The organism is Pedomonas sp. (assembly GCF_036515995.1).
In the GTDB taxonomy this organism is placed as follows: Bacteria; Pseudomonadota; Alphaproteobacteria; order Sphingomonadales; family Sphingomonadaceae; genus Pedomonas.
The window spans coordinates 1-11,336 of record NZ_DATBUP010000133.1 but is presented as its reverse complement, the minus strand read 5'-3'; the positions used below and the strand labels follow the sequence as shown (position 1 = coordinate 11,336).

General features: G+C 65.3%; 11 protein-coding genes. 4 read left to right on the top strand and 7 right to left on the bottom strand.

What is annotated here, in order from left to right:
- From VIG90_RS10305 to VIG90_RS10280, 6 genes are all read right to left on the bottom strand, one after another.
- Positions 1-1,574 (bottom strand): SLC13 family permease (locus VIG90_RS10305; protein ID WP_331593426.1); only part of this gene is annotated, 1,574 nt, incomplete at its 3' end.
- 143 nt (positions 1,575-1,717) lie between these two features.
- The gene (locus VIG90_RS10300) at positions 1,718-2,842 is read right to left on the bottom strand and encodes a sulfate/molybdate ABC transporter ATP-binding protein (RefSeq protein ID WP_331593425.1); all 1,125 of its coding nucleotides are present in this window, start codon (positions 2,840-2,842) and stop codon (positions 1,718-1,720) included.
- Between the two features lie 10 nt (positions 2,843-2,852).
- A complete protein-coding gene (gene cysW / locus VIG90_RS10295) occupies positions 2,853-3,734 on the bottom strand; it encodes a sulfate ABC transporter permease subunit CysW (protein ID WP_331593424.1) in 882 nt (293 codons plus the stop codon).
- Complete coding sequence (gene cysT, locus VIG90_RS10290) at positions 3,727-4,533, bottom strand: sulfate ABC transporter permease subunit CysT (RefSeq protein ID WP_331593423.1); 807 nt, start codon at positions 4,531-4,533, stop codon at positions 3,727-3,729. The genes cysW and cysT overlap by 8 nt, the downstream gene beginning before the upstream one ends.
- 97 nt (positions 4,534-4,630) lie before the next feature.
- A complete protein-coding gene (locus VIG90_RS10285) occupies positions 4,631-6,049 on the bottom strand; it encodes an OprO/OprP family phosphate-selective porin (protein ID WP_331593422.1) in 1,419 nt (472 codons plus the stop codon).
- Between the two features lie 32 nt (positions 6,050-6,081).
- Positions 6,082-7,110 carry a sulfate ABC transporter substrate-binding protein gene (locus VIG90_RS10280; protein ID WP_331593421.1) on the bottom strand — a complete coding sequence of 343 codons (1,029 nt, stop codon included), beginning with the start codon at positions 7,108-7,110 and terminating at the stop codon, positions 6,082-6,084.
- A 423-nt stretch (positions 7,111-7,533) separates the two neighbouring features.
- Between VIG90_RS10280 and VIG90_RS10275 the strand changes: the two genes are divergently transcribed.
- Entirely contained in the window at positions 7,534-8,088 is a 555-nt protein-coding gene (locus tag VIG90_RS10275) for an NADPH-dependent FMN reductase (protein WP_331593420.1), read from the top strand.
- 18 nt (positions 8,089-8,106) lie between these two features.
- Here the strand turns inward: VIG90_RS10275 and VIG90_RS10270 are convergent, their stop codons facing one another.
- On the bottom strand, positions 8,107-8,559 hold the full coding sequence (locus VIG90_RS10270) for an Rrf2 family transcriptional regulator (RefSeq protein WP_331593419.1): 453 nt from the start codon (positions 8,557-8,559) through the stop codon (positions 8,107-8,109).
- Between the two features lie 243 nt (positions 8,560-8,802).
- On the opposite strand from VIG90_RS10270, the gene VIG90_RS10265 reads away from it, so the two are divergent.
- From VIG90_RS10265 to VIG90_RS10255, 3 genes are all read left to right on the top strand, one after another.
- A complete protein-coding gene (locus VIG90_RS10265) occupies positions 8,803-10,023 on the top strand; it encodes an MFS transporter (protein WP_331593418.1) in 1,221 nt (406 codons plus the stop codon).
- A 7-nt stretch (positions 10,024-10,030) separates the two neighbouring features.
- Positions 10,031-10,156 carry a hypothetical protein gene (locus tag VIG90_RS10260; RefSeq protein WP_331593417.1) on the top strand — a complete coding sequence of 42 codons (126 nt, stop codon included), beginning with the start codon at positions 10,031-10,033 and terminating at the stop codon, positions 10,154-10,156.
- A 126-nt stretch (positions 10,157-10,282) separates the two neighbouring features.
- Positions 10,283-11,336, top strand: a 1,054-nt coding sequence (locus VIG90_RS10255; RefSeq protein WP_331593416.1) for a DUF2235 domain-containing protein, incomplete at its 3' end; no start/stop codon positions are given.

The window sequence follows — 11,336 nt, the reverse complement described above, 5'->3', positions numbered from 1 at the left end:
GCCATGAGGAAGGCCTCCGGTCGCAGGCTCGCGCCTTCGGCGACGCTGAGCGCGATGGGGGCCATGATGATGACCGTGGCCGGATTGTTGAGCACGGGAGTGAGGGCGATGGAGGCGATGAGCACACCCGCCAGCAGCGCGTAGGGACCGGCGGGACCTGCAAGGGCGAGCAGGGCGTGGGCGATGTAGTCGGCCGTGCCGGAGGTCTGGAACGCGGTGCCGATGGGGATCATCGCGCCCAGCAGGACGATGACGGACCAGTCGATCTGCGCCAGCGCCTCGCCCGCGCGCAGCACGCGCGCCAAAGCCAGCCCCAGCACGCACAAGACGAAGGCAACGGCGGTCGGCACCACGTCGAGCGCCGCCGCCAGAATCGCCGCCGCGAACAGCACGATGGGCAGGGCGCGCCGGCCGGGGGAGAGCTTGAGGCGGCGCGTCGCCAGCGGCAGGCAGCCGAGCGAGCGCACCGCTTCGTGTATTGCCTCCGGCTCGCCCTGAAGCAGCAGCACGTCGCCTACACCGAGGCGCTCTTCATACAGCCGCCCCTCGAAGCGGCGGCCCTGCCGCGCGGCGGCAAGCAGGCGGATGCCGAAGCGGTCCGGCAGGTCGAGCGAGGCGGGCGTGCTGCCGGGCACGACCGAGGCGGGCGTCACCACCGCTTCCATGGTCGCGGTGCCGCTGACCACATCGCCGCTGGCCAATGCCACCGCGCCGGTTTGCAGCAGGGCTTCCAGCCGGCGCGTCTCGGCCTCCAGCAGCAGGATGTCGCCGCTCTCCAGTTGCTGCTCGTGCAGCCGCCCGAACAGGCGCTTGCCGCCTCGCACCACGCCGTGGATGCGCACGTCCGATGACTGCTCGGCGGTTGCAACCGTCTGCCCGGCCAGGGGGGAGCGGGGCAGGATTTCGACCTCCGCGCCGTAGTCCTCCACATCGAAGGCCTCGGGACTGGCGTCCTCTTCCTCTCGCGCCCGGCGCGCCCGCAGCCAGACGGCGGCAAGCAGATAGGCAATGCCGACCACAGCCAGGGCAAGGCCCACCGGCGCGAAGTCGAACATGGAGAACCTGAGGCCGGTTTCCTGATAGCGGAAGTTGGAGATCAGCAGGTTGGGCGGGGTGCCGATCAGCGTCACCATGCCGCCGAGCAGCGTCGAGAACGACAGCGGCATGAGGATGACGCCGGGCGGGTACTTGAAGCGCCGGGCGGAGGCCAGCGCCAGGGGGAGCATGAGCGTGAGCGCCGCGATGTTGTTCATGAAGGCGGAGAGCACCAGCCCCAGCCCGCATTGCATGGCCATGTGCAGCACGGGGGTTGACGTGATGGCGGCAAGACGCCGTCCCAGAAGGTCAATCGTGCCGGACTGGGAGATGGCTCCGCTGATGACCAGCACCGCGGCCACGGTGATGACGGACGGGTCGCCAAAGCCGGAGAAGGCGTCCTGTGCCGGGACGAACCCGAGCAGCACGCAGGCCATGAGGCTGACGGCGGCGATCAGGTCATAACGCCACCGGTCGAGACTCATGGCGACCAGCGTTCCGGCAAGAACGAGAAGAAGGAGGCCCTGGCTTGCAGTCATGCCGCTAAAGTGCGCGAGAACCGCGCCGGTGCGCAATCGTTTCCGATGCGAACATGGCCTCAGCTCTGATTATTCCCTTCTGCACCACCTTTTCATTTTGACGGGCCGTGCGTCGTGGCGGCTGCCGGTCCTGCTCCAGGCTCTCAGGACACGGCAACGAGACGCGGCGCGGCGGGCTCGACCCATTCTGCCGGGGCGGCCTCGCCCGAGGCGCGGGGAAACACGCCAAAGCGGCGCGGTTGCAGCAGCACCCGGCTGCCCTTGGCCGGGCACTGGCGGCCGGCAAGCGCGGCCTCGGAAACCTCCACGTTCAGGGGCTGGCGGCGACCGGGAATTTCCACCTCAAGCCGGAACTGTCCGGCCAGCGTGCGGCAGGACTGCACCACGCCCGGAATGGAGCGCAGGCGGTCATCGCTCAACTCCAGATCGTGCGAGCGCACGTAAAGGTTGGCAGGGCCTTCAAAGCCGATCGGTTTGGCGGGCACGAGCCCGGTCTCGAAGCCTTCCAGCAGCACATGGCCGCCCTTCACGTGGGCGGGCAGCACGTTGACCGCGCCGAGGAAGCCGTAGACGAACGGCGTGGCGGGCTCGTTGTAGACCTCGTCCGGCGTGCCGACCTGGGCGATCGTGCCTTCGTGGATAATGACCACCCGGTCTGCCAGCTCGAGCGCCTCTTCCTGATCGTGGGTCACGAACACGGTGGTGTGGCGGGTCTTGTCGTGCAGCTCGCGCAGCCAGCGGCGCAGATCCTTGCGGACCTGGGCGTCGAGCGCGCCGAAGGGCTCGTCGAGCAGTAGCAGGTTGGGGTCGATGGCCAGCGCGCGGGCGAGCGCCACGCGCTGCCGCTGTCCGCCCGAAAGCTGGGTGGGGTAGCGGCCCTCCAGCCCTTCGAGCTGCACCAGCGAGAGCAGCTCGCGCACCTTGGCGGCGATCTCCTCGCGGCTGGGCCGCTGGGCGCGCGGGCGCACCTTGAGCCCGAAGGCGATGTTGTCGAACACCGTCATGTGGCGGAACAGGGCGTAGTGCTGGAACACGAAGCCGATGTGCCGCTCCTGCACGGTCTTGTGGGAGGCGTCTTCGTCTCCGAAGTGGACGGTGCCACTGCTCGGGGTCTCGAGCCCCGCGATCAGGCGCAGGAGCGTGGTCTTGCCCGAGCCGGACGGGCCGAGCAGGGCGATGAGCTCGCCCGGCCGGATGTCCAGATCCAGACCGCGCAGCACCTGCACGCCACGGAATTCCTTGGTCAGGTTGCGGATTGATACGTCCATGGCAGTCCTCCTACAGGCGGCGGCTGGCGGCGAGTTCCGCGCCGTGCCGCCACTCCAGCAGGCTCTTCAGACCCAGGGTCAGGAAGGCCAGCAGGGCAAGCAGACATGCGACGGCAAAGGCAGCCACGAAGTTGTACTCGTTGTAGAGAATTTCAACGTGCAGAGGCAGGGTGTTGGTGAGGCCGCGAATGTGGCCGGAGACCACCGACACGGCCCCGAATTCGCCCATGGCGCGGGCGTTGCAGAGCAGCACGCCATAGAGCAGGCCCCAGCGGATGTTGGGCAGGGTGACGTGCCAGAAGGTCTGCCAGCCGCTGGCACCCAGCGACAGGGCGGCCTCTTCCTCCTTCGTGCCCTGCTCCTGCATCAAGGGGATCAGTTCACGCGCGACGAACGGCACGGTGATGAACATGGTGGCCAGCACGATGCCGGGCACGGCGAAGATGATCTCGATATCGTTCTCCGCCAGCCACTGGCCGAGCAGGCTGTGAGAGCCGAACAGGAGCACATAGATCAGGCCGGAGACGACGGGGGAGACCGAGAAGGGCAGGTCGATGAGCGTGACGAGCGCACTCTTGCCCCGGAACTCGAACTTGGCGACCGACCAGGCGGCGGCAAGGCCGAAGAGGGTGTTCAGCGGCACTGCGATGGCGGCGACCAGCAGGGTGAGCCGCACGGCGGCCAGCGCATCCGGCTCGATGACGGCGGCCTCGAAGCCTGCCCAGCCATGACGGAACGCTTCGGCAAAGACGAGAGCCAGCGGCAGGAACAGCAGAAGAGTGAGGAAGACGAGGGTGACGGTGATCAGGAGCGCGCGGGTCGAGCGGCGTTCCTGCGTGGCCGGCAGGGCCAGACGGCCCGGCCGGGCGAGAGTGGCGTTTGCCTCAGCCATGTCCGATCCTCCGGCGATTCCATACCTGAATGGCGTTGATGAAGAACAGCAGCGCAAAGGAGATCAGCAGCATGGCGACCGCAACGGCGGTTGCGCCCTGGTAGTCGAACTCCTCGAGCCGGATGACGATGAGCAGGGGCGCGATTTCCGAGACGTAGGGGATGTTGCCCGCAATGAAGATGACCGAGCCGTATTCGCCCACGGCCCGCGCCAGGGCGAGGGCAAAGCCCGTGAGCAGGGCGGGCGTGACCGTGGGCAGCAGGACCCTGCTGATGGTCTGCCAGCGCGTCGCGCCGAGGGTGGCGGCGGCCTCCTCAAGCTCCTTGTCCAGTTCCTCCAGCACCGGCTGAACCGTGCGCACGACGAAGGGCAGGCCGATGAAGATCAGGGCGATGACGATGCCGGTGGGCGTGTAGGCGATCTTGATGCCGAGCGGCTCGAGCAAGCTGCCGATCCAGCCGTTCGGGGCATAGAGGGTGGCAAGCGCGATGCCGGCAACGGCGGTGGGCAGGGCAAAGGGCAGATCGACCAGCGCGTCGATGAACCGTCTTCCGGGGAACTTGTAGCGCACCAGCACCCAGGCGAGGATGAGCCCCATCACGGCGTTGATGGCCGCTGCCACCAACGCCGTCACGAAGCTGAGGCGCAGCGCGCCAAGCACGCGCTCTTCCACAACGACGTTCCAGAAACCTTCCCAGCCGAGCTTCGCGCTCTGCACGAACAGGCCGCCAAGCGGTATGAGAACGATCAGGGCCAGGTACAGGAGAGTAAAGCCCAGGGTGAGCTTGAAACCGGGCAATATGCTCGGCTCCTTCCAACCCCGGCCTTTGGGGCCGGGATTTCCTGCCCCTGGATATTCCGGTGTTGTGGACATTGCGCTCATGCGGTTCCTCCGCTTACCAGTTCACGGCGAACCGGGTGGCGAATGCATCGCCGTCCGTCTCGATGCCGCGGCGGGTGGTGTCGAAGCGCACCCAGTTGACTAGAACGCGGATGTAGGGATTCGCGTACCAGTTGAGTCCGACGGTCAGGTTCTCCGAACGGCCGCCCTGAATGGTGCCGTCGTTGAGGCCGAGCGCGCTGTAGCGCGCGGCCAGCTGGAACGCGCCCGCGCCGCCGTCCTTGACGGAGAAGTTGCGCTTCGGCTCGACGCGGCCGAGCACGCCGTCCTTGTAGGGCAGGCGCTCGCCGGTCAGGAACCAGCCGGCCTGCACGTAGCCGCCGTCGAACGAGACGTCGCCGAGGCCGCCCGTGCGGTTCACGTCCGTTCGGCCATATTCGGCCTGCACGAAGAACGGACCGGTCGCGCCGATGAGTTCCGCGCCAAGGAAGGTGTAGCTGCTGGCATCGAACGCGGAGGTGTCGACCAGGCGGGTGCCGTCGACGCGAACCTCAGGCCGGTCGCCGAAGCGCACGGTCTCGCGCCCGCCCGTATCGCGCCAGAAGCCCGAGACGCCGAGGTGGATGAGGTTCTCGTCCGTGTTGACCGGAGCAACGGTGGCGCGGCCGTGGAAGCCGTAGCCTTCATCGGCGCCGGAGTTGCCGGTGACGGCGGCGTTCTCGCCGAACACGCCAAGGGTCAGGCTCCAGACGTCCTGCGCATAGCGGGCGGAGAGGCCCAGCTTGAAGTCACCGCCTGCGTTGCGGCGGTCGAGGAACGCCTCGGAGAAGGAGGCGCGCTCCATGAAGGTGAGGTTGGTGGAGGAGGTCAGCTGGTCGAGCCCGTTGGGCGTCTTGTGCTGGCCTGCCGTGATCGAGAGATTCTCGAAGCCGTTGTACTGGATGTAAGCGTCCTTCACGTCCAGTTCCGAGCCGCTGCTGTCGTCGCGGCTGCCGGCGGCAACGTCCGCTTCAAGGCGGTAGGCCCAGTCCGTGAACATCTTGCCGTCAACGCCGAGGCGGGCACGGCGAATTTCGGTGCCGTTGTTGAAGTCGCGGGTGCCGCGACGCACGTCGAAGAAGGCGGTGTCGAGTTCGATCCGGCCACGCACCTTGAACGAGAACGCCTTGTCGGCGCTGGTCCACTGCGGCGAGGGCGAGAACTTCACCGAGTCCTTCGGCGCGGCTGGCGTGGCTGCCGGAGCAGACGCCGTTTGGGCCGTGGCAACCGGCGCTGCCGCGGGGGCGGCGACCGGGGCAGGCGCGGCGCGCTCCGCCTTCAGCGTGTTCACTTCGGCGCGCAGGGCCTCGATCTGCCGCTCGAGGGCCTCGATGCGCGGGTCAGGTTGCGTGGTTTGCGCCGTTGCTGCGCCCGAGGCGGTGATCGCCAGAAGGCTGGCAGCGAGCGAGAGCGCAGCTTTGCTTGAGAAAGCCATGATTTCTTCCCTGTTGTATTTGGTTAGTCCGGTTATTTCGCCGGGCGGTATATCTGGTCGAACAGGCCCCCGTCAGCGAAGAATTTCGGTTGCACCTTGGCCCAGCCGCCGAAGTCCTCGATCGTCTGGAGCTCGATCTTGGGGAAGCGCTTCATGTCCTTCGGATCGGCCAGCTCGGGCTTGTAGGGCCGGTAGAAGTGGCGGGCGGCAATGCGCTGGCCTTCGGCCGAGTACAGGTAGTTCAGGTAAGCCTGCGCCACCTTCTGCGTGCCCTTCTGCTTGACGTTGCCGGCAACGAGCGCGACCGGCGGTTCGGCCTTGATCGAGATGGATGGGGCAACGATCTGGAATTTGTCCGGGCCCAGCTCGTTCAGCGCCAGAAAGGCTTCGTTTTCCCACGCCAGGAGCACGTCGCCGATGCCGCGCTGCACGAAGGTGGTGGTGGAGCCGCGCGCGCCCGTATCCAGCACCGGCACGTTCTTGAACAGCGCCGTGATGTACTGGCGGGCCTTGGCTTCATCGCCCTTGTAGTGCTTCAGTGCCCAGCCCCAGGCCGCCAGGAAGTTCCAGCGCGCGCCGCCCGAGGTCTTCGGGTTCGGGGTGATGACCTGGATGTCGGAGCGGACGAGATCGCCCCAGTCCTTGACGTTCTTCGGGTTGCCCTTGCGCACCAGGAACACGATGGTGGAGACATAAGGCGCGCTGTTGTTGGGCAGGCTGGAGCGCCAGTTGGCGGGGATCTTGCCGGTCTTCTGGGCAATCACATCAATGTCCGCCTCCAGCGCCAGCGTCACCACGTCGGCGGGCAGGCCGTCGATCACGGCGCGCGCCTGCTTGCCCGAGCCGCCATGGGACATGCGAACGGTGACGGTCTCACCGCTCTGCTTCTTCCAGTACTTGGCAAAAGCGGCGTTGTAGTCACGGTACAACTCGCGTGTCGGATCATAGGAAACGTTGAGGAGGGTGGTTGCGGCCTGCGCAACGCCCGAGGTGAGCATGGAACAGGCAACGACAAGCGACAGGAACGCGGAACGCCGGGAAACAATGGGTGATGCAGCCATGGGCGGCTCCCTTCATTGAAGATACGACACCATCTCGACCAATTTTATAGAGAATGTCGAGAAAGAAAAAGCCTGTCTAGAGCAAGGGTTGCTTTCAGAGGATATTCAAACCACCGGTTTGCCTGGAAAACGGCCACGCTCGGTTGCACCTCAAGCAACTGCCTGCGGCTCTTGATCCATCCACGCCGGAGTACAGGACTAACAAAATCAACGGACAGCCGTTGCTAATAAAGGCAATCCGCAGAAGCAACGGTGCGCATGGTCGGTGTCGATGTTCGATCGCCTGCCAAAACGTTCAGAATAATTTCGGGTGCCGTTTGGATGGAATTTTTAATGCCGTGTACTTGCCGAAAGCGTTCTTCGACTCGATCATGGCGACTGACTTGATGTGCCCATTCCATCTTTGCTTGGCAGGAGGGTTTAATGAGAACTTATCATTTGGCAGTTGTGGTCGGCAGCAACCGCAAGGAGTCGATCAATCGCAGGCTGGCCGAAGCCATGGCTCGTCTGCTGCCGCCCAATTTCGAGGTGAGCTACCCCCGGATCGATGATCTGCCGATGTACAACATGGATCTGGAGGGCGATCGCCCGGAGAGCGTCAACCGATTCACCGCAGAGATCGCGGCGGCCGATGCGGTGGCCGTGGTGATGCCGGAGCACAACCGCTCGCTGCCCGCGGTGCTGAAGAACGCCATCGACTGGGGCTCCAAGCCCATGGAGAATAATGTGTGGCGCGACAAGCCGACCGCCATCACCGGCACGACGCCGGGGGCCATCGGCACCGCCGTCGGCCAGCAGCACCTGCGCCAGATCCTGGGTATTCTCGGGGCTCTCGTGCTTGGCGGGGAGGCCTACATCCAGTTCAAGCCTGACCTGCTGGACGAAAACGGCGACATTGCCAACGATGGCACCCGCGCCTTTCTGCAAGGCCATGTCGATCGGTTCGTGAGCCTGATCGAGTCACTGACGCCGGAGTGATTATTTAAAAAGCGCGGGTCAGGCCAGAGCGCGCATGAGCGGGGAGGCCTGGTTGCCCTCCAGCATCAGGGTGTCATGAAGGGTCGTGGTATCAAGCACATGGGCCGTGGCATCATAGGCTTTGGCGAAAACCCGGCGGATGCCGCAGCTCTCCTCGCTCTCGCAATCATCGCAGCGGCGGTAGGCCATGCGGCTGAGGCAGGGCAGGGGGGCCTGCGGGCCGTCGATGATGCGCATGATCTGGCCGATGGTGATGTCATGCGGGTCCTTCAGCAGGCTGTAGCCGCCGTTGCGCCCGCGCCGGCTCTGCACCACGCCCTGATGCTTCAGGTCGAGCAGGATCTGCTCCAGAAACTTTTTCGGAATGCGCTGGCGCTCGGCAATGTCGTTGATCAGCAGCGCTTCGCCGTCATCCACCCTTGCCATTTCCACAAGCGCACGCAGAGCATATTTGGCTTTCTGCGAAATCATTTGTGCATGAGCTCCTTGTGGTGCGGCAACCGTTGCCTGCCATGGAACGGACCGTTCAGGCCGCAGCGGATTTTTGTTGTCGGTGCAATCTATATAACTCTTGAAGATAAGAAATGCACCTACCAAGGTCCCTCACGCGTCCGTTTCGCTGCACACGCTGCCGACGGAACGTGAATCTGACCAGTATCTCTATTTTATGCCTTATCCGTAGTCTTTGACTGCCTGTCGACGAGCGAGACCACCATGCCGCACCACCTCTCTTCCGCCGCTGCCAGCCGCAAGGCCTGGATTACTGTGTTCTGCGCGTCGATGATCCTCACGCTCAGCATGGGCGTGCGGCAGGGGTTCGGCCTGTTTCTCCAGCCGGTGAGCGTTGACTTAGGCATAGGGCGGGAAGCCTTCGGCCTGGCGGTGGCGCTTCAGAACCTCCTGTGGGGCGTGGCGCAGCCGTTCGTCGGGGCGCTGGCGGATCGCTATGGCGCGGGCTGGCTCGCGGCGGCGGGCGCGGCCCTTTATGTGGCGGGCCTGCTGGCGGCGTCCTCCATCGGCAGCGCCTTCGGGCTGCATCTGTCCGTCGGCGTGATGGTCGGCCTGTCGCTCACCACCGTCACCTTCGGCGTGATGCTGGGGGCGGTCGGCCGCTTCGTGCCTCCCGAGAAGCGCAGCCTTGCCTTTGGCATCACCACGGCGGGTGGCTCGCTCGGACAGTTTCTGGTAGTACCGGGTGCGCAGGCGCTGCTGGAGGAAGTGGGCTGGCGCATGGCGTTCACCGTGCTGGCCGCCGTCATGGCCGTTGCCATCGTGCTGGCACTGGGCGTGGCGGGCAGAAGCGAAACCAGGGAAGGCGGCGAGAGCCAGTCCATATCCGAGGCGCTGCGCGAAGCCGGTGCCTCGCGCGATTACAAGCTGCTGGTCAGCGGCTATTTCGTCTGTGGCCTGCACCTGGCGTTCATCGGCACGCATCTGCCGGCCTACCTCACGGACTCCGGGCTGCCGCCGTCCACGGGCGCGACCGCGCTGGCGCTGGTGGGCCTGTTCAACATCTTCGGCTCCTACCTGTTCGGCGTGTGGGGCGGGCGCTGGCGCAAGAACATGCTGCTGGCGGGCATCTACTTCGCCCGCACGCTGGCGATCGTTGCCTTCCTGCTGGCCCCGGTCTCCGTCCCCTCCGCGCTGGTGTTCGCCAGCGTCATGGGCTTCCTCTGGCTTGGCACCGTTCCGCTGACCAGCGGCCTCGTCAGCGGCATGTTCGGGGTGCGGTATCTCTCCACCCTGTTCGGCATCGTGTTCTTCAGCCATCAGGTCGGCAGCTTCTTCGGCGCGTGGGCGGCCGGCTACGCCTACGATCTGTTCGGCTCCTACGACATGGCGTGGCTCGTCGCCATCGCGTTCGGCCTTGCCGCCACGCTCATTCACCTGCCGATCCGCGAGATCCCCGCTGCCCGACTGAGCGCGGCGGAGTGAGGGCGGCATGAGCGGGCGCGGGCATCTCATCATCCTTGGCATCGGCGCCCTGCTGGTGCTGCTCGGCTGCTGGCTGTGGCTGCGCCATGGCCTGATGGTGGCGTGGAACTCCTTCGTCGCCTTCTGCATGTGAGCTTGTCCGGGCGTTGCTCCCGCGCCCGGTCGGCAGGCTTGCGCCGCGGCGAGATTGCACTAAGGTTTCCGGGTTCCTGTGCGAGGTGTCGCGTTCGGTTGCAGGCCAGGCCGAGGGGGAGCGCACATGGCCCGGAAAATCGTGATCCTGATGGATGGCACCTCGAACGAGATCCACGCGGATCGCTCGAATATCCTGCGCCTTTATGGAACGCTGAAAAAGTCCGACCGGCAGCTGGTCTATTATGACCCGGGCATCGGCACGTTCGGCGGAGATTTTCCTTTGTCCAAATATTATGGAGCGACGAAGGAATTCCTGCAGCGCGTGCTGGGCTGGGGGCTGGATGACAACGTCAAGGAAGCTTACCGTTTCCTCGTGGAGAACCACACGCGCGGGAAGACTGACGAGCAGGACCAGATCTACCTGTTCGGCTTTTCCCGCGGAGCCTACAGCGTGCGCGTGCTGGCCGGTTTCCTGCGCGCCTTCGGCCTGATGGAGAAGCGCAACCTCAACCTGCTGGATCATGCCTATCGCGCCTACAAGGCGATTTCCGACACGGACAGCCAGAGTGCGGATCACAGCGCCGCCATGGGCGAGGCCGAGCCTGACTATCGCAGCTTCGAGGAAATCCGCCTCTACGAGCGCATCCTCTCACCCTACCGCGCGCCGATCCGCTTCATGGGCGTGTTCGATACGGTCTCCTCGGTGATCGAGCATGGCCGGGTCGGCTTGCGGCTGCGCAAGCACGCCTTCACGCAGACCAATTCCATGATCGAGATCGTCCGCCACGCGGTGGCGACCGACGAGCGGCGCTGCATGTTCCGGCCGGACCTGTGGGAGCCCGGGCAAAGCTATGCGCCCAACCCGTTCGCCATGCACCTGGCCCTGCCGCAGGATTTCAAGGAGGTGTGGTTTCCGGGTGTGCATGGAGACGTGGGCGGCGGCTATCCTGAGGCGCGCAGCCATCTGGCCAAAATTCCGCTGGCGTGGATGATCCGGGAAGCCGAGCAGGCCGGGCTGGACTTCAACACCGCCACCGTCAACCGGCTGGTGCTGGGCAGGCCGGGCAAGCGCCCGCATAAGTATGTACCGCCCAATCCTCTGGCGCAGGCGCACAATTCCATGAATTTCTGGTGGGAGCTGCTGGAATATATTCCCCAGAAGGTGCGGCCGGAGTCTG

Coding starts and splice junctions, on each gene's coding strand:
- cysW (WP_331593424.1), bottom strand. CDS start 3,734: ATGGCTGAGGCAAACGCCACTCTCGCCCGGCCGGGCCGTCTGGCCCTG.
- VIG90_RS10265 (WP_331593418.1), top strand. CDS start 8,803: ATGCCGCACCACCTCTCTTCCGCCGCTGCCAGCCGCAAGGCCTGGATT.
- VIG90_RS10275 (WP_331593420.1), top strand. CDS start 7,534: ATGAGAACTTATCATTTGGCAGTTGTGGTCGGCAGCAACCGCAAGGAG.
- VIG90_RS10285 (WP_331593422.1), bottom strand. CDS start 6,049: ATGGCTTTCTCAAGCAAAGCTGCGCTCTCGCTCGCTGCCAGCCTTCTG.
- VIG90_RS10300 (WP_331593425.1), bottom strand. CDS start 2,842: ATGGACGTATCAATCCGCAACCTGACCAAGGAATTCCGTGGCGTGCAG.
- VIG90_RS10270 (WP_331593419.1), bottom strand. CDS start 8,559: ATGATTTCGCAGAAAGCCAAATATGCTCTGCGTGCGCTTGTGGAAATG.
- VIG90_RS10260 (WP_331593417.1), top strand. CDS start 10,031: ATGAGCGGGCGCGGGCATCTCATCATCCTTGGCATCGGCGCCCTGCTG.
- VIG90_RS10280 (WP_331593421.1), bottom strand. CDS start 7,110: ATGGCTGCATCACCCATTGTTTCCCGGCGTTCCGCGTTCCTGTCGCTT.